Annotated in this window: 12 protein-coding genes; 5 read left to right on the top strand and 7 right to left on the bottom strand. The window is 60.2% G+C overall.

The features are described 5' to 3' along the window. Positions 1 to 32: 32 nt before the first annotated feature. Entirely contained in the window at positions 33 to 476 is a 444-nt protein-coding gene (gene azu, locus ACIOWE_RS12015) for an azurin (protein ID WP_201235748.1), read from the bottom strand. Between the two features lie 340 nt (positions 477 to 816). On the opposite strand from azu, the gene ACIOWE_RS12010 reads away from it, so the two are divergent. Then, complete coding sequence (locus ACIOWE_RS12010) at positions 817 to 1,404, top strand: TIGR00730 family Rossman fold protein (protein ID WP_401391314.1); 588 nt, start codon at positions 817 to 819, stop codon at positions 1,402 to 1,404. A 68-nt stretch (positions 1,405 to 1,472) separates the two neighbouring features. After that, positions 1,473 to 1,670, top strand: a complete 198-nt coding sequence (locus ACIOWE_RS12005) for a hypothetical protein (RefSeq protein ID WP_401391311.1) — start codon at positions 1,473 to 1,475, stop codon at positions 1,668 to 1,670. A 205-nt stretch (positions 1,671 to 1,875) separates the two neighbouring features. Here the strand turns inward: ACIOWE_RS12005 and ACIOWE_RS12000 are convergent, their stop codons facing one another. The 4 genes from ACIOWE_RS12000 to ACIOWE_RS11985 all read right to left on the bottom strand — a co-directional run bounded on the left by ACIOWE_RS12000 (position 1,876) and on the right by ACIOWE_RS11985 (position 11,293). Further along, on the bottom strand, positions 1,876 to 2,766 hold the full coding sequence (locus tag ACIOWE_RS12000) for a transglutaminase N-terminal domain-containing protein (protein ID WP_401391308.1): 891 nt from the start codon (positions 2,764 to 2,766) through the stop codon (positions 1,876 to 1,878). Beyond that, positions 2,766 to 5,252, bottom strand: coding sequence for a circularly permuted type 2 ATP-grasp protein (locus tag ACIOWE_RS11995; protein WP_401391305.1), 2,487 nt, complete (start codon positions 5,250 to 5,252; stop codon positions 2,766 to 2,768). The genes ACIOWE_RS12000 and ACIOWE_RS11995 overlap by 1 nt, the downstream gene beginning before the upstream one ends. Before the next feature lie 88 nt (positions 5,253 to 5,340). After that, the gene (locus tag ACIOWE_RS11990) at positions 5,341 to 8,616 is read right to left on the bottom strand and encodes a DUF2126 domain-containing protein (RefSeq protein WP_401391302.1); all 3,276 of its coding nucleotides are present in this window, start codon (positions 8,614 to 8,616) and stop codon (positions 5,341 to 5,343) included. A 364-nt stretch (positions 8,617 to 8,980) separates the two neighbouring features. Further along, entirely contained in the window at positions 8,981 to 11,293 is a 2,313-nt protein-coding gene (locus ACIOWE_RS11985) for a YgiQ family radical SAM protein (RefSeq protein WP_401391299.1), read from the bottom strand. Between the two features lie 225 nt (positions 11,294 to 11,518). On the opposite strand from ACIOWE_RS11985, the gene ACIOWE_RS11980 reads away from it, so the two are divergent. The 3 genes from ACIOWE_RS11980 to ACIOWE_RS11970 all read left to right on the top strand — a co-directional run bounded on the left by ACIOWE_RS11980 (position 11,519) and on the right by ACIOWE_RS11970 (position 21,498). Next, positions 11,519 to 14,116 (top strand): hypothetical protein, encoded by a 2,598-nt coding sequence (locus ACIOWE_RS11980; protein WP_401391296.1) that lies wholly within the window; start codon positions 11,519 to 11,521, stop codon positions 14,114 to 14,116. A gap of 36 nt (positions 14,117 to 14,152) precedes the next feature. After that, positions 14,153 to 16,729, top strand: coding sequence for a hypothetical protein (locus ACIOWE_RS11975; RefSeq protein WP_401391294.1), 2,577 nt, complete (start codon positions 14,153 to 14,155; stop codon positions 16,727 to 16,729). Positions 16,730 to 16,794: 65 nt separating this feature from the next. Beyond that, positions 16,795 to 21,498 (top strand): NEL-type E3 ubiquitin ligase domain-containing protein, encoded by a 4,704-nt coding sequence (locus tag ACIOWE_RS11970; protein ID WP_401391291.1) that lies wholly within the window; start codon positions 16,795 to 16,797, stop codon positions 21,496 to 21,498. Between the two features lie 43 nt (positions 21,499 to 21,541). Here ACIOWE_RS11970 and dnaB read toward each other — a convergent pair whose 3' ends face one another. Then, positions 21,542 to 22,939: a replicative DNA helicase gene (gene dnaB / locus ACIOWE_RS11965; protein ID WP_201235761.1), complete on the bottom strand. Its 1,398-nt coding sequence runs from the start codon at positions 22,937 to 22,939 to the stop codon at positions 21,542 to 21,544. Between the two features lie 120 nt (positions 22,940 to 23,059). Then, on the bottom strand, positions 23,060 to 23,193 hold a 134-nt coding region (locus tag ACIOWE_RS11960), incomplete at its 5' end, for a 50S ribosomal L9 C-terminal domain-containing protein (RefSeq protein ID WP_401304189.1).

Here is a 23,193-nt window from a genome sequence, read left to right as displayed (position 1 = left end):
GCTCGCGAAGAACGATGACGCGGCGAACCTGCTTACTTGACAGTAATCGTGCCTTTCATCATCGAGATGTGGCCCGGGAACGAGCAGAAGAAGCCGTAGCCGCCGTCAGCAATCTTGGACACGTCGAAAGTCAGCGAATCAGTTTCCTTGGCGCCGATGATTTTGGTGTGAGCGATGATGCGCGCGTCACCTTCCGGCAGGTAGTTCTTGTCGATACCGGCGGCCAGGCCGGCGGTAGCGATAGGCTGCATGTCAGCTTCTTTGCTGATCACCAGGTTATGGCCCATGACGTTCTTCGGCAGGCTGCCGGAGTGAGTCAGCTCGACGGTGAAGGTCTTGCAGCTCTTGTCGATCACGATTTCCTTGGTGTTGAAGGACATCTGATCGGTGGAGTCAACGGTGGTTTTGCACTCGGCAGCCATCAATTGGCTGCTGGCCAGCGCCAGCAGGGATACCGCAACAACTTTGGAAAACATGGTGAATCTCCAAGGCAGGGTTAACAAAAACACGAATGGTGGAAAGACTGCCTGAAATCTTCGCAAGTTCCTATGACTTGAGTCAAAAATTGTATACAACTTTCAGGCTATGACACTCATCGACACAATCTAACGGCCAGATTCCCCGGCCAGACCTATGATCGGCGCATCTACTGAAACGGAGTGCCTGTCATGTTCTTTAACGGTCTGTTGTGCAGCTTGCTTGCCGCTTACGCCTGTGGCGCCAGCGGTACCTTTGAATCGCCGGAACGCGAAGTTTAGACCTTGGATCGAGGCGTGCCAGCCGTTACCCTGTGACGGATTGACCCAGGAGAAAGGCATGTCTCTGAAATCCGTGTGTGTATTTTGTGGTGCCAATGCTGGCACTGTTCCGGCTTATACCGAGGCTGCCGTTGCCCTTGGCAAGGCCCTCGCCGAGCGCAAGCTGACCCTGGTCTACGGCGGTGGCGCTGTCGGTTTGATGGGGATTGTCGCCGACGCCGCGCTGGCCGCTGGCGGTGAAGTGATCGGGATCATTCCGCAGAGCCTGATGGACAAGGAAATCGGCCATAAAAGCCTGACTCGCCTGGAAGTCGTCGACGGCATGCACGCCCGCAAGGCCCGCATGGCCGAACTCAGTGACGCCTTTATCGCTCTGCCCGGCGGTCTTGGCACTCTGGAAGAACTGTTCGAAGTCTGGACCTGGGGCCAACTCGGCTACCACGGCAAGCCGCTGGGCTTGCTGGAAGTGAACGGTTTCTACAGCAAACTCACTGCTTTTCTCGACCATATCGTCGGCGAAGGCTTCGTTCGCGCGCCACACCGTGACATGCTGCAAGTCAGCGAATCGCCGCAAACACTGCTCGATTCCCTGGATAACTGGCAACCGACCGTCACACCGAAGTGGGTCGACCAGAAACCCGGCTAACCGCCGGGCACCGATACAGGGCAGAATACGCGCCGCTCAACCTCACCTTCGACCCAAGAGGATCGCCCATGGCCAAACCCAATTACTCCTTCGCCAAACGTCAACGAGACCTGGCAAAGGAACAGAAGAAAGAGGAAAAGCTTCAGCGCAAGAAACAAGTAGCTGAAGAAGCGGCACTGAACCCTGACGGTGAAGTGGCGTCGCAAGATGATGTTGATGCACCCGAAGCAACTGAAACACCGAAAGATCAGGCGCCTGACGCCTGAGCCCCACCGGGTTTGATGATCGAATCAGACCCAGCGGATTTGTGACGGGGCTGGCGGTTTCACCGCCGGCCCTCACAGCCCTTCCCCAGACACCCCAATTCCCGTGTAGGAGTGAGCCTGCTCGCGATAGTGGTGTGTCAGTCAAACCTCTGCAGCCTGATACACCGTTATCGCGAGCAGGCTCACTCCTACAGTTTGATCTGCATTAATCCAGTGGCATTACCGTAACGCGGACTTCCGGATCGTGGTTGCCGCCGCCGAGTATCACCCCCCGCAACGGCGACACATCGGAAAAATCCCGCCCCCACGCTAATGTGATGTGCTCCAGCGCAGGTTGCACATTATTGGTCGGATCAAAATCCACCCAGCCCAGTACCGGGCAAAACACTGAAACCCACGCATGCGACGCATCGGCACCAATCAACCGTGGCTGCCCCGGAGGCGGCTGGGTAAGCAAATAGCCGCTGATATAACGCGCCGCCAACCCTCGCGAACGCACACAGGCCAGCATCAGGTGGGCGAAGTCCTGACAGACACCGCGTCGCCGCTCCAGCACTTCCACCAATGGCGTTGCCACCTGGGTCGCTTCGGCATCAAAAGTGAATTCGCTGAAGATCTTCTGCATCAACGCCTGCACACCCAGCATCAAGGGCTGGCCCGGTGGAAAACAACTCTGCGAAAACTCGACGAAGCTGCTTTTCAAATGCACGTACGGTGACTGGAAACGGTAACGGCAAGCCTCAAGCAATTCGGCAGACAAGGGCTGGCTGCTGTAAGTCAGCGCATTGCGCGTCAGTTCCCACGCCGGAGACTGCGTGAAATCCAGCGCCGGCCGCGCCAGCACTTCGACGGTCAGCCGCGCATTGACCTGCAACTCATCATGCGGTCGCTCGAACGCCAGCCGGGTCAGCGGATTGCCGAACACATCCAGCTCATCGCGCCGAGCCGTCGGCTGCGGGCTGATCAGCAATTGCTGTTCAGTACAACGCTGCCAACTGTACTCGCGCGGCCACAGGTGCGCCAGTTGCTGCGCGAGGGAAACCGGGCTGTCGTAGTGATAACAGGTGTCGTGGAAGATCTGGTAATGCGCGCTCATCAGACGGACACCGTACGCTGGCTGACATCATCGACATGGGCGAAATGGCGCAGGGCCAGGCGATCCGACACTTGGCCGCTGGCATCGGCAATCTCTTGCAGCAGATCGGCCAGGCCGTCGAGCGCAGCGCGAACGCTGGCCTCTCCGAACAACGGATTCTCCAGACAGCCCAGATCAAATCGCCCAAGACGCTCGACCAGTTTCGGCAATCCGGCTTCCCGTGGCACGCCGAAATCATCGTTCAAGCGTTTCAACGTGCGGGTCACCAGTTTCAACTGAAACAACACCGCGTGCGGGTTCTGCTCATCGAGCAGCAACAGGTCGAGCACCGGAATCAACTGTGCCACCGCCAAATAGCGTGAGCGGTACGTAATGCTGCTGTTGCCCAATTCCAGCAACCATTCCAGACCGGCCTGATCGAACGCTCCGGCACCGCGCAGAAACGCCGCCAGACTGGCGCTGAGAAATTGCAGTCGCTCGATCCGCCGACCGATCATCAGGAAGCGCCAGCCTTCGTCGCGCGTCATGTCGTCGAGCGCAAACCCGGACAGCGCCGCCAGCGACATCACCAGACGGTTGAGGAAATCGAGCAACTCGCCGAAATCCGGTTCATCGGTATCCAGTTCCGCCGCTTCGCGTTGCAACTCGACCAGTGCCTGCCAGTTTTCCCGAGAAAGCTTGCCGCGCACCTGCGAGGCCGCCCACTGCAAACGTTGCAGGTTGGAGCGCAGGCTGAACGACCAGTCTTCGCCTAGCAACGCGGCCAGCAGGCGCTCCGGCAACTCGCCCTCTTCGGGCAGCAACATCAGCCGCTCACTGAGATCGACCGCAGACTGCAAGGCTTGCGGGTCATCGCCGTCGACATAGCGCGCCAGCATGATCCGCAGCAACCGCGCACTGTCGTCGCAGCGTTCGCAATAGCGGCCAAACCAGAACAGGTTTTCCACCACCCGCGAGGGCAGATAAGGGTCGCGCCGCACCAGATCGTGGACGCCGACGTTACGTTGAGTCTTCCACTGTTCGCCATGGGGTGGCCGATCGCCCAGCACCCAGGTGTCTTTACTCGCCCCGCCGCGCTGCATCGACACCACTTCGGCATCGGCCTCGGCAGCCACTCGGGTCAAACCGCCCGGCAGTACCCGATAACCGTCATGGCTGGCCACCGCATACATGCGCATGCCGATCGCCCGGGGTTGCAACTGACCGTCTCCAGCCTGCCAGATCGGCGCCTGAGACAGCTGGGCCAGTTCTTGCGCAACATACGCATAAGGCCGTGCCTGCATGCGCTCGGCGAGGGACTGGCGCTGTTTTTCACTCAGATCACGGCCAAATACCGGCGCGAAGCTTTGCGAGGGAAACGCTGGTTTGATCAACAGCTCAGGCAGTTTTTCCAGCGCCTGAGCCAATACCGGCGCCTCGCCACACCACCAGGTCGCAATGGACGGCAGGATCAGTTCTTCGCCGAACAGGAACTCGTTGATCTTCGGCAGAAAGCCGAGCAAACCCGGCGACTCGAGCACACCGCTGCCGAGCGCGTTGGCGACCAGCACCCGCCCCTGTCGTACCGCCTCAAGCAGACCGGGAACGCCCAGCGCCGAGTCTGTGCGCAGCTCTAACGGATCGCAGAAATCGTCATCGAGCCGGCGCATGATCGCGTGTACCCGGCGCAGGCCACTGAGGGTTTTCAGGTATACCGTGGCATCGCGCACCGTGAGGTCGCCGCCCTCCACCAGCGGATAGCCGAGTTGGCGCGCCAGATAAAGATGTTCGAAATAGCTTTCGTTGAACCGCCCCGGCGTCAGCAACACCACCAGCGGCGCGTCGTCATCGCCGGGCGCCTGCCGGGCCAGGGTTTCCTGCAAGGTACGGAAGAAACCCGCCAGATGCTGCACCTTCAGGTCACGGTACAACTCGGGGAAGGCGCGAGACACGATGGTACGGTTTTCCAGCGCATAGCCCGCGCCCGACGGCGCTTGCGTGCGATCCGCCGTGACCCACCAGCGCCCGTCCGGCGTGCGTGCCAGATCCACGGCGTACAGGTGCAGAAAGGCCTCTTCAGGCGGCGCAATACCCTGACAGGGCCAGAGAAAATTGTTATGACCGAAGACCAGTTCCGCCGGCAGCAGGCCTTCGCTGATCAAACGTTGCGGCCCGTACAAGTCGGCCAGCACGGCATTCAGCAACCGCGCGCGCTGGGCGATCCCGGCCGACAGTTGCTGCCACTCATCCGCCGCAATCACATGGGGCAGCAGATCCAGTTCCCACGGCCTATCTGCACCTTTGGGGTCGGCATAGACGTTATAGGTGACGCCGTTTTCCTGAATCTGCCGCGCCAGCAATGCCTGACGCTGCACCAGCTGCGCCGGGGTGCTGCGCTGCAACTGATCGAACAGTCGTTGCCAATGCGGGCGCACCGCACCACTGCTATTGAGCAGTTCGTGATAAGTGCCCGCCGTCAGCGGGTAGCGGTCTAGCAGGTCAGGCATGGAAAGCTCGGCAGACAGCAAGGAACGGTCAGACTAACGCAGGCACATGACGCGCGGATATACGAAAAATCCGCGTGTCGCGCAGGACTTAGAAACGTCGCAAATCGATTGTCATCGGTAGCTCGTCACTGATTTCCACATTCGGTACAGGAAGTTTCCCCGGCGTGTGCCCGACGCGGAAAAATCGCGCCATACGTCGACTCTCGGCTTCGTTGGCGTTTACCGGCAACGTCTCGTAATTACGCCCGCCCGGATGGGCAACGTGGTATTGGCAACCGCCCAGCGAACGACCCATCCAGGTGTCGAGCAGATCGAACACCAACGGTGCATGTACCGCAATTGTCGGTTGCAAGCAGTTGGCCGGTTGCCAGGCGCGGTAACGCACACCCGCGACGAACTCGCCAACGCGCCCGGTCGGATGCAACGGCACGGCAATGCCGTTGCAGGTCAGCAGATAACGCTGCGGTGGCAGGCCCTTGAGCTTGACCTGCAAGCGCTCCAGCGATGAATCGACGTAACGCACCGTGCCGCCCGTCGCGCCCTCCTCGCCCAGCACATGCCACGGCTCCAGCGCCTGACGCAGCTCCAGTTCGATACCGTTGACGGCGTAATCGCCGACTTTGGGGAAACGAAACTCCAGATGCGCCGCAAACCATTCCGCCCGCAGCGGATAGCCGGCGCTATTGAGTTCGACGATGACGTCGGCGAAATCCTGCTCGATAAAGTGCGGCAGCATGAAGCGATCGTGCAACTCAGTGCCCCACCGCGCCAGTTTCGGCGGCGCATACGGCTCGCGCCAGAAGCGTGCAACCAGCGCCCGCAGCAACAATTGCTGAGCCAGGCTCATGCGTGCATGCGGTGGCATTTCAAAGGCGCGCAATTCCAGCAGGCCAAGCCGCCCGGTAGCGCCGTCCGGCGAATAGAGTTTGTCGATGCAGAACTCGGCGCGGTGAGTGTTGCCGGTAACGTCGATCAGCAAGTTGCGCAGCAGGCGATCCACCAGCCACGGTGCACATTCCTCACCCGGCTCGGGCATCTGCGCGAAAGCGATTTCCAGTTCATACAGCGCGTCGTTGCGCGCCTCGTCGACCCTTGGCGCCTGAGATGTCGGGCCAATGAACAACCCGGAAAACAGATACGACAACGACGGATGGTTATGCCAATAACTGATCAGGCTGCGCAACAAATCCGGACGGCGCAGAAACGGTGAGTCCGCAGGCGTCGCGCCACCGAGGACGAAGTGGTTACCGCCGCCCGTGCCGGTATGGCGCCCGTCGATCATGAATTTTTCAGTGGTCAGGCGGGTCTGCCGCGCCTCTTCATAGAGGAACTCGGTGCGTTCGACCAATTCGTCCCAGGTTGCCGACGGCTGCACGTTGACCTCGATCACGCCCGGATCCGGGGTGATGCGGAAGTTGCTCAGACGCGGATCGCTCGGCGGCTCGTAGCCTTCGAGCAGCACCGGGCAATGCAGTTCTTCGGCGCTGGCCTCGATGGCCGCGACCAACTCCAGATAATCCTCGACCCGCTCCAGCGGCGGCATGAACAGGTACAAGCGCCCTTCGCGGGCCTCGGCGCAGAACGCGGTGCGGGTCAGCCAGTCGGCGGATTCGTCGATCTTCGGCGCACGCTCGTCAGGCGCTGCCGATTGGCCATGGATGTTGAGTTGCGTGGTGTCCGGCAGCGCCGGGAAATCCTGATTGGGATCCTGAGGATGGATAAACGGATACTCGGCCGCTTTCACCCAGGGCTGCGAGCCCAACGGCAAACGGTAACCCAGCGGTGAGTCCCCGGGCACCAGACGGCAGTGCTCGTCGCGCAGATACCAGCGCCCGCTCTGCCATTGATCACCCTTGGCGGTGCGTGCCAGCGGCAGTACCTGACCGATGACCTTATCGAGGCCCTGACTGAAGACCTTGCGCAGCCGTGCACGCTCCAACGGCTCCTCCAGACGCGAATCTTCGGCGCTGACGTTGCCGGGCAATGTGCCCTCGCGCCAGAGGTAATAGAAATTGTCCTCGTAGGCCGGGAATACAAACCGCGTGGGAATTTTCAGGCGTTCGGCGACGCTCGAAAGAAAGCGTCCGGCCAGCTCGCCATCGGCGCGATAATCCTGCTGTTCATCGGCGATCAATGCGTCGTTTTGCCAGATCGGCACGCCATCGCGGCGCCAATAGCAATTGAGCGACCAGCGCGGCAATTGCTCGCCTGGATACCACTTGCCCTGACCAAAATGCACCAGACCTTTGGGGGCGTAATGTTTGCGCATGCGCTGGAACAGTTCGGCGGAGAGACGGCGTTTGTCCTCGCCCAAGGCAGCCGTATTCCATTCGGCGCCATCCGGGTCATCGATGGACACGAAAGTCGGTTCGCCGCCCATGGTCAGGCGTACGTCACCTTCCAGCAAGTCAGCGTCGATCTGCCTGCCCAGGGCTTGAATCGCCAGCCATTGCTCGTCGGTATAGGGCTTGGTGACGCGCGGCGCTTCCCAGATCCGTTCAACCGACATTTCGTGGCTGAACTGTGTCTCGCAAGGTTCGACCATCCCGCTGATCGGCGCTGCCGAGGACGGATCGGGACTACAGGCCAGCGGAATATGCCCTTCACCGGCAAACAACCCGGAAGTGGCATCGAGGCCAATCCAGCCTGCGCCCGGCAGATACACCTCGCACCAGGCGTGCAGGTCGGTGAAGTCCACCTCGGTGCCGGAAGGGCCGTCGAGGCTTTTCACATCCGCCGTCAACTGGATCAGGTAACCGGAGACAAATCGCGCCGCCAACCCGAGGTTGCGCAGCAGTTGCACCAGCAGCCACGCCGAATCGCGGCAGGAGCCGGAGGCGTGTTCGAGGGTGTGTTCCGGAGTCTGCACCCCCGGTTCCATGCGGATCAGGTAATTGATGTCTTCGCTCAGACGCTGGTTGAGCGCGACCAGAAAATCCACGGCCGGCAGCGGCGTGCGGTCTATGCCGTCCAGATAGGCTTTGAAGGCCGGCGTCAGCGGCAAGGTTTCCAGGTACGGCGCCAGCTCTTTGCGCTCATCGGCGGCGTAGGCGAAGGGGATTTTTTCGGCGTAGGGTTCGAGGAAGAAGTCGAACGGATTGAACACCGCCATCTCGGCCAGCAGATCGACTTCGATCCGTAGCTCATCGGTTTTTTCAGGGAACACCAGCCGGGCGAGGTAATTGCCCTGCGGGTCTTGCTGCCAGTTGATGAAATGCTGCTCGGGCGAGACTTTCAGCGCATACGAGAGAATCCGCGTGCGGCTGTGGGCGGCCGGGCGCAGGCGAACGATCTGCGGGCCGAGTTCGACAGCGCGGTCGTAGCGGTAATGCGTGACGTGATGCAATGCGACATGAATCGACACGGCGTGCCTCCTGCGAGCCTAAGCGTATTCGAAAGCGCGCAAGACTTATGCCATGCAGAGGCTTGGGCGCTTTCCCGGAATGCTCAAGGCAGTACAGCACCAAAATCGGGCGACGCGGGGAAATGGTTGAGCGAAGTTGCGCCTAAATGTGGCGGGCAGGTGTTGATGGGGTGCCTGACCTGACGCCATCGCTGGCAAGCCAGCTCCCACAGGTCTATCTGTCGTTCATAAAACGGTGGCCACTGAAGATCCCTGTGGGAGCTGGCTTGCCAGCGATGACGTCAGTGGTTACAACACAATTCCTGAACCCTGAAATGCAAAACGCCAACCCGAAGGTTGGCGTTCTGTTCAGCTCAAGCGTTGCTTAGCGCGGCACTACTGGCTTGCGCGTCGGCTTCGGCCCTTTGCCCTTGGCCGCGTCCTTACGCTCCTTGGCAGCCTGCTGATTACGCGCAAACGCCGCAGCCTTGGCCTGTTCACGCTTGTCCCAAGGATTACCACCATCACTGGCACGCGGCGGCAGGCCGGTGTGCTGAGTGAGGATCTTGGTGGTCTTCTCTTTGCCTTCCTTCGCCACTTTGTGGCTGCCGGCCGGCGTCGAGTTCTTGCGACGCGCGCTCTGGTAGCTGTCGGTAGCTGGCTGATGCAGTGGAATCAGCTGATCCTTGCCCGGCCCGATCAAATCGCTACGACCCATGCGCTGCAGCGCTTCACGCAGCATCGGCCAGCCTTTCGGGTCGTGATAACGCAAGAACGCCTTGTGCAGACGACGCTGCTCTTCGCTCTTGACGATGGTCACGCCGTCGCTCTTGTAGGTGACCTTGCGCAGCGGGTTCTTGCCCGAGTGGTACATCGCGGTGGCCGTGGCCATCGGCGACGGGTAGAACGCCTGCACCTGGTCGGCGCGGAAGCCGTTGCCCTTGAGCCACAGGGCCAGGTTCATCATGTCTTCGTCGGTGGTGCCCGGGTGAGCGGCGATGAAGTACGGAATCAGGTACTGCTCTTTGCCTGCTTCCTTGGTGTACTTCTCGAACATGCGCTTGAACTTGTCATAGCTGCCGATGCCCGGTTTCATCATCTGGTTGAGCGGACCTTCCTCGGTGTGTTCCGGGGCGATCTTCAGGTAACCGCCAACGTGGTGGGTCACCAGCTCTTTGACGTATTCCGGCGACTCGACCGCGAGGTCGTAACGCAGGCCGGAGGCAATCAGAATCTTCTTCACGCCCGGCAACGCACGGGCGCTGCGGTACAGCTGAATCAGCGACGAGTGGTCGGTGTTCAGGTTCGGGCAGATGCCCGGGAACACGCAGGACGGCTTGCGGCACGCGGATTCGATTTCCGGGGTTTTGCAGGCGATGCGGTACATGTTCGCGGTCGGGCCGCCGAGGTCGGAAATGACGCCGGTGAAGCCCGGCCCCTTGTCGCGGATCTCTTCGATTTCGCGAATGCGCGACTCTTCGGAACGGTTCTGGATGATCCGGCCTTCGTGCTCGGTGATCGAGCAGAAGGTACAGCCGCCGAAGCAGCCACGCATGATGTTCACCGAGAAACGGATCATGTCGTAGGCCGGAATTTTTTCCTTGCCATACGCCGGGTGCGGAACACGGGCGTAAGGCATGCCGAACACGTAGTCCATTTCTTCAGTGGTCATCGGAATCGGCGGCGGGTTGAACCAGACGTCGACTTCGCCATGCTTCTGCACCAGCGCACGGGCGTTGCCCGGATTGGTTTCAAGGTGCAGCACGCGGTTGGCGTGGGCATACAGAACGGCATCGCCACGGACCTTTTCCACCGACGGCAGACGAATCACGGTCTTGTCGCGGGTCATGCGCGGGCTGGCCAGGATCTGCACGACCTTGGCTTCCTGCGGATCTTCCACCGGGCCTTTTTCCTGCTCGATGGCGCAGGCCTGAGTGTCCTGGGTATTCACGTACGGGTTGATGATCTTGTCGACCTTGCCCGGACGGTCAATGCGCGTGGAGTCGACTTCGTACCAGTCTTTCGGCGTATCGCGACGAATAAACGCGGTGCCGCGCACATCGGTGATGTCTTCGATCTTGTGCCCGTAGGACAGACGCTGGGCGACTTCGACAATCGCGCGCTCGGCGTTGCCGTACAGCAGAATGTCGGCGCTGGCGTCGATCAGGATCGAGTTACGCACGCGATCCTGCCAGTAGTCGTAGTGAGCGATGCGGCGCAGCGAGGCTTCGATGCCGCCGAGCACGATCGGCACGTGCTTGTAGGCTTCCTTGCAGCGCTGGCTGTAAACCAGGCTCGCGCGGTCCGGACGCTTGCCGGCCATGCCGCCCGGGGTGTAGGCGTCGTCGGAGCGGATTTTCTTGTCGGCGGTGTAGCGGTTGATCATCGAGTCCATGTTGCCGGCCGCGACGCCGAAGAACAGGTTAGGCTCGCCGAGCTTCATGAAGTCGTCTTTGGACTGCCAGTTCGGCTGGGCAATGATCCCGACGCGGAAGCCTTGCGACTCCAGCAGCCGGCCAATGATCGCCATGCCGAACGACGGGTGATCGACGTAGGCATCTCCCGTAACAATGATGATGTCGCAGGAATCCCAGCCAAGCTGATCCATCTCCTCCCTGCTCATCGGCAGGAACGGCGCTGGCCCGAAACATTCGGCCCAATATTTTGGATAGTCAAATAACGGCTTGGCTGCTTGCATGTCGGACGACCGGTGTTGAGATGAAAAATCGCGGGCGCGGAATATAGCACAAAATTTGACCAATTCCGACGGCAATGGTCGGTTTCTCTCTGGGCCCGTGCCATTGACCAGAAAACCGCCCGACCGCGCCCGTTTCCGCACCGCGACCTGCGCCAGTCGAACCCGACACACCGTTGCCCTCCGGGGCGCCGGCGCCCAGTACGACAACCCTTCAAGGATGAAGCAATGTCACCCAAACCGCCTTCCAGAGGCACTGTCACCGTAGAGATCCACGCTCGCCCCGGCGAACCGACAAGCGGATCTGCGCCAAAGCGCGATACGCCGACGCCTGCCGACGCCAGTCTCGCGACGGCGATAACGGCACCGCGCGTTGTACGCCCGGGCAGAACGCCGGCTGCCGTCGACCTCGATGCAATCCAGCCAGTGCCCGCCGTCACCATCCAGCCAACACCGGCGACGCTGCCCGCAGCCGTGCCCGGGCCAATGCCGCTGACGCATTACCGGATCAGTACCGATGCACATCTTCCGCCAGCCGATGAGCAGGGTTTGCGATTCTACAAAGGTCGCCAGTACGTCGATGTGCCCGGCGGCACCGTACAAGTCGCTGCAATCGCGGAAAACGGTCTGTATCGCGCCCGGCTGGCGAGCGAGCTGAGCCCTTCGGGGCCGGTGCTGGTGCGGGCCGCCGACGGAAAGTTCTGGCACCCGTCAGTGGAGCCCGCCGCCGAGATGTTGTATCCGTTGACCGCGACACGCCTGCAAGGTTTTCTGACGGATCTGGACTTCACCGATGTCGAGCCCGACAGCCATGGGCTGCACAGCTTCGACGGCAGACGCTACGCGGTGATTGAACGCCGCGCCTATCAGGTTCTGCATGATCCCGAGGCCTCCACCGCGCAAACTTCGGTGATGCGTATCGTGCGTTCCGAAGATGCCATCGCCACAGACGGCGACAACCGGTTCGTCGCAACACGCCCGGGCCGATCCGAGCCAATCGTGTTCGATGAACAGCACGGCTGGCGGGGCATCGTCATTGCCGGAGCAGGCGGGATGCGCCGCACGAAACCCGACAAGGTGCAACGTCTTACAGCGGCGGATCTGATTCTGGAGTTGCAGACCCAGACCGAACTGATCAATCAGGCGGCAACGCGTACTGATGAACTGGAAGCTGCCTGGCGTGCGGTGCAAGGCAAAGAAGCCGAGAAAGGCGCGCTCGTACAACTTGAAGTGCAGCTTCATCGACAACTGGCGTCGCTGGAGAAGACCGCCAACTTCTACCTCGACGAACGGGATACCCTGCAACCCATCAAAGGCAGCACCCTCTACGCCAGCGATCTGCACAACATTCAGAAAAAACGCATTGAAGCCTATACACGGCTGATGAGTGCCGGTGATTCACGCAAACGGCTGGACATCTCTTTCTACAATGACCCTTTCCACGCCTATCGCTCGACGGTCAATTACCTGAAAAGCAAACTGGCTCTGCTGGAAAAACGCCAACAGATTGCCCTCGACATACTCAAACGAGCGCGTTCTTCGGAAAGCGAACTGGTCGACCTCGGGTTCTACCCGACAGAAATCCACGAGACCAGAGCCTTCTGGGTCGATGCAAAAAGCCGCTTGCTGACCGATGTACCGATTACCGACAACAACTTCAAACCGATCCACCTGGCCTACGCCTTTACCGAAGTGACCTTCGCCTTTCGCGACATCGACAGTATTCCGGTGGTGGCGCGCATCGCGGTGTTGAGCAACCTGGTCGACCAGTGCGCAGCGATCAGGGCCTCATACGAAGACCTAGATCTGCCACCCGGCCCGGTCCATGCCACCTCACGGCAGGAAATCATCGACGCCATTCAGGGCTTTGAGAACACGCTCGAAAACCGCATCGCTCTCGATCACCGCGACCTCGAAAGAACCACGTCGCTGCCGTCACAGGATCAGTCGATCAATTTCGACTTCATTCCTGCACAACGCAAAAACCAACCGGCACCGCAAGCCAAAAGAATGTTTCGCAGCAAACACCACGGGGTCTACAAGATCCGCGTCGGACAGACACGCCGCAACGCTTTGGGCGAAGAGCTGATCGATGTCATGGACCCGCACAACCCGGCAAAGGTCATGCAAACCTACCAGCGTCGCGAAGGCGAATGGCAACGATTGGTGGCCACGCAAGAAAGGAATCTGACGACCCTGATCACCCAGGCCGGTGCGTATCTGGAACAAACCGAGACGCACCTCAACACTGCCCGCAAGGATGAGCGGGCAAAACGCAACACCACCAACATCGTCGAGCAACTGGGCGATGCAGCCGAAGCGCTCGATGATCTCGGTCGACAGATCGAGCATGCGCCGAACCCGGCGAAAAACAACATCGCCGCGCTCGTCCAGCGCCTGCGGCAAGACAGCCAGCGCTTGCGCCGCGAGGGCGAAGACATCCGGATCCGGTTGTACAAGGACAAGTCCTTTCTGAGCGCCGACCGGGTGGCGTATCTGATCAGCCAGGATCACCTGAGCGTGAGCAAAACCCAGGCACGGCGCGAGCAAGGCAGGGGCAAACACAAACACTTCCTCGATATCTATTCGTTGAACGACAGACAGACGGGCGAGCCGTTGTGGCAGGCGCATTTTCATTACGAAAAAAACAACAGCCCGGCGCTGGATTTCATGGTCAAGGGTGGTCACCTCAAGACCCTGGCACAAAGCGCAACGGGCATTGCCGCGCAACGTCGGGATGAGCAAGCCGGGCGGCCGCATGTGGCGATCTGGCGAGAAACCCTCGACGGCCGAACCGCACAGAAAATCTTCGAACTGGCGCCCTGAAACCGCGAACCTATTTCCCTCTTCAAGGATGAAGACATGTCACCGAAACCACCCGCCAGGGGCGTCACCAGCGTGGATGTCCATACGCGCCCCAATGAACCGACGACCGGCGCTGTGCGGCGCCAGATCGACTCGCCCGCCGCCCACGCACTGCGCACAGCTCAACGCTCGGACAGCACGCTGGCAGACGTAGACCTGGAGGCAATCACCGCGGCGCCAGCGGTCACCATCAGTCAGCCTTTATCCACTTCCGAAGTGGTAAATCCGGCAACACAACAACCGCTCAGACATTACTGGGTCAGCAGCGAGGCCCTGCTTCCGCACGCCGACGCCACGGGATTCAGGACGTTCAAGGGACGTCGCTACGGCAACGTGTCGGAGGGCGGCGTTGTGCATATCGTGAGCGAACCGGAAACTGGCCGGTATCGGGCAAAACTGCCGAGCGAATTGCTGCCCTCCGGCCCGATTCTGTCATACGACCTCGGCAGTCAACTCTGGCGCCCGCTGGCTGATTTTGCGCCGGTCACCTACCCGTTGCCGGTCAGCCGCCTGCAGGGTTTTCGCACCGATCTGGATTTCACTGGCGTCGAGCCGGGCCCCGGCAAGCTGCACCGCCACCAGGGAAAACTGTACGTGGTGATCGAAGAACACACGTATCAGGTTCTCCATGATCAGGATGCCTCATCGCCGCAAACGCCGGTCAAGCGCATTGTCCGGCCAGAGGATGCTGTCGCCCGTGACGAGCAGAACCTGTATGTCGCGACACGCCCGGGCCGCTCGGAGCCGATTGTCCACGACGCGGTGGATGGCTGGGTGGGCATTCTGGTCGGTGGCATCAGCGGCATGCCGAGGACCAGAACCAGCAACATCGCCTCCACGGCAGTGGCCAGTCTGGAGTTGCGCCTGAAAACCGACACGGAGGCGATCAATCAGGCGGTAGTGGATTCCCGACAACTGGAAACCGAATGGCGTGAAGCAAAAGGCAAAGAGGGTGAAAGAGGCGCCACCGTGGCGATGGAAGTACAGATTCGCCGCTTGATGCTTCTACTGGATGACTCCGCCAGTTTTTACCTGAACCAGCGCGAGGCGCTGGCCATGGTCAAAACCAGCACCGTCTACAAAAAGGAATTGCTCGAAAGGCAGATAGCGCAGGTCGCTGCCTACACTCGCCTGATGTTCGTCAGGGATGCGCGGCACATGCAGGAGCTGCGCACGCCCGTGGATATTCTTGAGGCCTATCGCACAGCTGCGAGCTATCTGGCGAACAAATTGGCGCTCATGGAAAAGCGCCAACAAATCGCGAGTGACGCCCTCAAAAGCTCGCCCTCGTCACAGAGTGAACTGACCGAAGTGGGTTTCGACCCGACCGATATTCACGCCGTGACCGCGCGCTGGATCGATGCGCGCAGCCGTCTGCTGACGGAGGTGCCAATGGGTACCGATTTTGTCCCGGCGAAACTGGCGATCGCGTTCTCGGAGGCGACCACGGCCTTTCAAGCCATCGAGCGTATGCCCGACGATGCCCGTATCGCCGTACTAAGCACGTTGCTCGATCAGTGCGCGGCGATCCGGGCCGCTTACGAACGCTTTTCCCTGCCGCCTGATCCGGCGCATGTGAACTCGAGAAACGAAATCACCCAAGCCATACGTGCCTTCGAAAACACCCTGGAAGAACGGCTGGCACGCTACCACCAGGATCTCGAAAGAATCATGGCGCTGCCGATCCACGACCAGCCCATCGACTTCGACTTCATCCCCGCACAGGACCGCACCGGGGTAACGCCGCCGCCCAAGCGCGTGTTCCGCGCCCGCCATCATGGCCATTTCAAGATCTGTATCGGCCAGTCGCGGCGAACCCCGGCGGGCGACGAAGTGATTGATGTGATGAGCGCCGACAATCCGGCTCAAACGTTGCGGACCTATGAGCGCAAAGAAGGCGAATGGCAAAAGATCGTCACGACGCAAGACAAGACCCTTGGCGCCCTGATGACCGAAGCCGACGAGAGCCTTGCAGCCATCGAGGCTCAACTGGCCAGCGCTCGTCAGGATGAGAGAGCGAAGGAAACCGCCAGCAACATACTCGACAGGCTTGGCGCCAAGGCAGAAGAACTCGACGAATTGCGTGTGCAGATCGAACAGTCACCCAACCCGCTCGCCACGGATGTCGAGCCGCTGATTCAGCGCCTGCGCGAAAACAGTCAGCGCTTGCGCAGCGAGGGCGAGAACATTCGCGTGCGCCTGTACAAGGACAAAACTGTTCTGAGTGCCGACCGGGTGGCGTATCTGATCAGCCACGGTCATCTGAGCGTCAAGCGAACCCACAATCGGGTGGCGCGAGGTAAAGGTGAGCAGAAGGAGTTTCTCAGCATCTACTCGGTTTATGACAGGCAAACCGGTGACCCCCTGTGGCACGTCCACTTTCACTATGAAAAGCAGGACAGCCCGGCGCTGAACTTCAAGGTCAAGGGTGGCCATCTGAAAACCCTCGCGCAGAGTCGATCGGGCGTGACATCGCAGCGTCTGGATGAACTGGCCGGCCGACCTCACGTGCGCATATGGCGCGAAACCATCGATGGCAGAACCGCACAAAAAATCTTCGATCTCGCGGACTGAACAATTGCACCGACCGGCACGGCAGCGCCGGTCGGCGACCCGCCGCATCCGGCACAAACCCGGCAATGACGCCGAAACTGCTCAACGACCCATTAGCGGAAGTTGAAGCAACACTCTTCAAGGACGAAACATTCATGCCTGTAAAACCGCCGACCCGCAGCACCGTCAACGTTGAGGTGCACACACGGCCCGTGCAAACGGACAACGTACACTTGCCGCGACCGGACACCCTGGCGCATCTGGACTTCGATATTCCGACCTTACCAAGGCCGCGAAACCCGACACCTGCGGGCAGAACACCCGTCCAGGCCGACCTGGAAGCCATCACTCCAGTGCCGGTCACTATCAGCCAGACACCCTCCGTCGAAATAGTCTCCGTACCTGCGCAGCGATCGCTGGAACATTACCGAATCGCGACGACAACGGCGCTTCCGCCGGCCGACGTGGACGGATTCATCACGTTCAAGGGACGCCGCTACGTCGATGTAATGGAAGTGGGTGTCGTGTCTGTCGGGGTCGATCCCCACACCGGCCAGCAGCGCGCCAGACTGACCAGCGAACTGCAACCGTCGGGGCCGGTACTGGTTCGCGATCCGCTGAGCAAGCTGTGGCATGAGCTGGACGACTCGCCGATCACTTTTGCGCTGAGCGACAGTCGGTTACAGGCTTTTCGCACAGCGCTGGATTTTGCCGGCGTCGAACCCGGCACTGATGGCCTGCACAGGTTTGACGGCAAGCTCTTCGCGGTGATTGAAAATATTGCCTATCAAGCCCTGCACGATCCCGAAGCCTCCACTGCGTTGACGCCAGTGATGCGCATTGTCCGTGCCGACGATGCCGTCGCCGCCAGTACCGACAACCTTTATGTCGCGACACGCCCGGGCCGATCGGAAGCCGTTGTGTTCGATTCGGAGGACGGCTGGCTCGGGGTCAATCTTCCGGGCGCAGGCGGCATGCACCGCGCCGGACAAGCCCCGCACCGGCAACTGATGGACCGTTTCACCAGCGCACTCAATCGCCTGAACAGTCCGGCGGCGCGTGTACGCAAGCTGTATCCGTCGCTGAGCGAAGAGCAAGTCACCGCCGTTATCCACTCGCTGGGGGACGATGTCACGGGCGGCCTGGTACGTTGCGAAAGCGATTACAAAAACCTCAAGAAAGAATTGACGGCCTGGTCTCGCACCTACACGCAATCGCCCGTGCCGGCCGCCAGCAAAGCCTGGATTGACCTCGCCGCTGTGGAGATCAAGCGCTGCTGGCGTCAGCAGACCGGGACAACGCTGAAACTGATCCCTGCCCCGGACGGAACCACGTTACCTCCGTTCAAAGCCGACTTCGGCCATGTCCGGACGCTGGAACTGGACAGGATCACCTGGTCAGACGCCTCCGACAGCTTTCTCAGCGGCTTTTCGGGTCTGGAACGCCTGACGTTCACCCGCTCCACCGTGGAAAAGCTGCCCGACGTTGTCGCCACCCTGCATCACCTGAAAGCGCTGGATCTGAGCTCCAATCGTATTCAGCTGGATGCCCCGGCTGCCGCCCATCTGAGCTCACTCGCCCGACTTGAGCGAATCGACCTGTCTGGCAATCCCCTTGGACAGACACCGGACTTCAGCGCCATGGCCGCATTGAAGATCGTGAATCTGAGCAATACCCGCATCGAGCAATGGCCGACGGGCCTGGAACAGCAGACAGGGCTGGAACTCGTAGATTTACGCCAGAACCGTCTGAGTGAAGTACCGGACGCGCTCCTCAACCCGCCGGCTGACCAGTTGCAGGCACGCGCGCGGATCAATGGCGTCACGCTGCTTCAAGACAACGCGTTCGCGCCGGGCTACTGGAAAACGCTGGAAGGGTTTTGGCGACGCGTCGCCGCTGCACACCCGGAGATGGCCACTCACGCCGGCAACGGCGCATTCAGGCTCGATGGCGACACCGACGACATCACCATGGTGCAACGCCTTCACCCCGACAAGGATGCACAAGCGGCCAAGGACTTCGTTCTGGAAATGGACGACGCAGCACGCACCGGGCTGGCTGCACGCGCGCTGGGACTCGATCAGTTGGAGACGCAATTGGATGAATACGTCCGAACTCACGACGACCCCGTCACCAGCACTGCGGCGACAAAACTCTGGGTGCAGCGCGTTGCCAGGACGATCAAGGGTTGCTGGCTACGCGACTCAGGGGACGTGCTGAGATTACCGCTCGGCAGCGGACCGCTCCCGGCTTTGAGCGCGGATTTCAGTCATGTCCGGTCGCTGGACCTGCACACCATTGCCTGGTCGGACGCGGCCGACGTGTTCCTGGGTAATTTTTCCAATCTGGAATATCTGGCGGTCACCCACTGCGGGATTGAAAAGTTACCGGGAAAAATTGCCGAGATGGACAAACTGAAATACCTCGCCCTGAACAATAACCGCATTGAACTGGACGAGCAGAGTGCGGCAAAACTCAGCACGTTAAGTCACCTGGAAACGGTCAATCTTTCCGAGAACCCGGCGCTGAAACTGTCGCCTGACTTCAGTGCCATGTCTGGCCTGACCTCCCTGAACCTGAGTAATTCGGGAATCAGTCAGTGGCCGAACGGCCTGCAGGACAAGAGCGCGCTGAGGGGCCTGGATCTGCGCCACAACCGCTTGCGTGAAGTGCCACAGGCATTCCTCGATCCAACCCTGGAGCAGTTATCGTCGGTAGCCCCGCTCAACGGGGCCACACTACTCGAAGGCAACGCCTTTCCCTCGGCGTACGGGAAAAAATTTGACACTTTTTGGCGGCGCGTGAACACGGCTCACCCCGAGCTGTTGCGCACCGCCCACCCCTCAGCATTTGATAGCGACAACTCAAGAGCACAGCGATACCGACGACTCTTTCCGAACAAGAGCATCAAGGAATGCCGGGAATTCATCTGGGGCCTTGAACGCGGGACCGTGGCGACGAAACTCAACAGCCTCGAACGGGAGTTTGGTGTGCTGAAAACCCAGCTCGACGCTTGGGTATTTTCTGGAGGAGGCAATCGCGGGGGTTACGTTCGGGCGTTCCAATTGGAGGCCAACGCACTGACCCGCTCCGAGCGGGTCCAGGCCAGTAACAGGATTATCAAGTGCTGGAGGCGGGAAACACCGCAGAAACTGGCCAATGACCGAACGCCCATCGGACTGGAACTGGACCTCAGTGGCCTGATTCTGCCCACCCTGCCGGACATCGATGTCGATTTCAGTCACGTCGGTTCGCTCAGATTGAGCAACATGGCGCTGAGCACTTCACCGGAAGGCTTTCTGACCCGCTTCCGCCATGTGCGCTGGCTGGACCTGTCACAAAATGCACTGCGCGAACTGCCGCCGGCCGTTGGCGAAATGAGCGGCATGACCCGACTGTTTTTACAAAACAATCAGATATCCCTGACCGCCGACACTGCCCGCGTGTTGTCCGAGCGTACGACACTGCGAGCCCTGTGGCTGCACGAAAATCCACGACTGGGCACCCCGCCGGATTTCAGCCGGATGACCGACATTCGTTCGGTGAATCTGGCAAACACCGGTATCGACATCTTCCCGAGCGGAATAGCCGATCAGCCATTGCTGGACACGTTCAATCTGAGCCGCAACCAGATCACGGACATTCCGGATGCGGTCATCGCCCCGCCGGACGACCGACTGGCCCATACGGTGCGCATCAACAACGTGACCGACATCAGCCACAATCCACTGCCTCCACAGACCCACCTGCGGCTGGATCACTACGATGCCCGGCTGATAGAGGCCGAGACGCCACTGCGAGGCCTGCACAATTTGATCGACACGGCGCGAGGCCATGTCCCTGTCCTCAGTCGACCCGCGACAGATGATCCGATGACACGCTGGACATCAGGACTGACGGCCGATGAGGTCACCGCCAGAAGGAGTCAGTGGCGAACACTGCGTGAGCAGCCGCGCTCGGGAGGGTTGTTCGATACGCTTGAACGCTTGCTGGACATTCCGACCGGTCACCACGACCTTCAACGACGGGTCTGGAAACTGATCGACAGCATTACCGAAAACAACGCGGATTCCGAACGCCTGCGCAAAGAAGTATTTGATCGGGCGGGCGACGCCGCCTGCTGTGATCGAGCGGCGTTCACGTTCACCAATCTGGAAATCCTGACAATGGTGCACGACGCTCGCAGCCAGGCTCGAGATCACGCACAAGGCCCGCAATTGTCTGCACTTTCCAAAGCGTTGTTCCGCCTGCATGAGGTCGACAAAATCGCCTCGGCGGACATTGCCCAGCGTGAGGCCAGGATTCTCGAATCGAGTCCGCAGCTAGCGCCGCATGTCCGAGAGGAAGTCGAGATCCGGCTGTTCTATCGCCACCGCCTGAAAGCCCGACTGCAACTGCCGGGACAGCCGGAGCGAATGGGTTTCGATAATTTAGTCGACGTGACCAAGGCGCAACTGGATGCTGCGTACGAAAAAGTCATCGCGTTGGACAACTCACCTGAAGAGTTCAACGCGCTGCTGTCGAGGCAGTTCTGGCAGGAGTTCGTCACCCACAAGTACCGTGCGCAATTCGATGAGCAGCAACAGACGTTTCAGGATCGCCAGGCGCTCCTCGATGACGCGCACGCCGCCGAGACGCTTGCATTTGCCGAATACGACGCGCAATCCAAGGCGCTGCAAACTTCGCTGGCGAAAGTTGAAGAGGCGCTGATCGCAAAATTGTCCCGAGAGGAACTGAACGAGCATTCCGCACGCAACACCGGCGCGGAGGTCGCCGGCGGAACTGAATAACACGCGGGGGAAAAATAGCTGGCCGGTTGAGACCGGCCAGCCATTACTCGTCGTCGTCGAAGTTGTAGCTGCCCGGCGCCAGGTTCTCGAAGCGGGTGTATTTACCGATGAACGCCAGGCGGATAAACCCGATCGGGCCGTTCCGCTGCTTGCCGATGATGATTTCGGCAATGCCTTTGTGCTCGGTCTCGGGGTGATATACCTCGTCCCGGTAGACGAACATGATCACGTCGGCGTCCTGCTCGATCGCTCCGGATTCCCGGAGGTCGGAGTTGATTGGTCGCTTGTTCGGTCGTTGCTCCAGGGAGCGGTTGAGCTGGGACAGTGCAACCACCGGGCAGTTGAATTCCTTGGCCAAGGCTTTCAAGGAACGCGAGATTTCAGAAATCTCGTTGGTTCGGTTGTCGCCGCCGGAACCTGGAATCTGCATCAATTGCAGGTAGTCGATCATGATCAGGCCGATCTCACCGTGCTCACGCGCCAGACGTCGGGTACGTGCACGCATTTCCGACGGGCTGATACCGGCGGTGTCGTCGATGAACAACTTGCGATCGTTGAGCAGGTTGACCGCCGAGGTCAGGCGCGGCCAGTCGTCATCTTCCAATTGGCCAGAACGCACCTTGGTCTGATCGATCCGCCCCAACGAGGAGAGCATACGCATGACCAGCGATTCACCTGGCATCTCGAGGGAATACACCAGCACCGCTTTATCGCTGCGCAATACGGCGTTTTCCACCAGGTTCATGGCGAAAGTGGTTTTACCCATCGATGGACGGCCGGCAACGATGATCAGGTCGGCCGGTTGCAGGCCGCTGGTTTTCTCGTCGAGGTCGGTGTAACCGGTGGACAGGCCGGTGATGGCGTTGTCGGTGTTGAACAAGGTGTCGATGCGGTCGATGGCCTTGGTCAACAAGTCATTGACGCCCACCGGGCCGCCGGTTTTCGGGCGAGCCTCGGCAATCGCGAAGATCTGCCGTTCTGCTTCGTCGAGGATTTCCTCGGCGGTGCGGCCTTCCGGGTTAAAAGCGCTGTCGGCGATTTCGGTGCTGATGCCGATCAGTTGGCGCAACGTCGCTCGCTGGCGAACGATCTGCGCATAGGCCTTGATGTTGGCGACGGACGGCGTGTTTTTCGCCAGTTCGCCAAGATAACCGAGGCCCCCGACCTGCGAGGTCTGACCTTCCTTGTCCAGTTGCTCGGACAGGGTCACGACGTCGATCGGGGAGTTCTGATCGGCCAGTTTGGCGATCGCGCGGAAAATCAGACGGTGGTCATGTCGATAGAAATCGCCGTCGGAGACTTGATCGAGCACGCGTTCCCAGGCGTTGTTGTCCAGCATCAGACCACCGAGTACAGCCTGTTCGGCCTCGATGGAATGCGGCGGCACCTTCAGGGCAGCGGTTTGCAGATCGTATTGCTCGGGAGCGGAGATATCGTTCATGGCCACTTGTGTAGTTTGGAAAAGCAGGGAATTCAGAAAGACAAAGGGCACGACCTGTAAACAGGATCGTGCCCGATGTTAACCGTCTGACGGACAAGCCGCCAGCCGATCAGGTGTTACTTAAGCTGCTACCACGACAACGCGTACGGTGGCTTCAACTTCGGCGTGCAGGTGCACAGCCACGTCGAATTCACCCACGTTGCGGATGGTGCCGTTCGGCAGACGAACTTCGCTTTTCGCAACTTCAACGCCGG

Source organism: Pseudomonas sp. NPDC087598 (assembly GCF_044743525.1).
GTDB lineage: Bacteria > Pseudomonadota > Gammaproteobacteria > Pseudomonadales > Pseudomonadaceae > Aquipseudomonas.
Note: the sequence above shows the minus strand (reverse complement) of the source record. Positions and strands in the feature narration are given on the sequence as shown.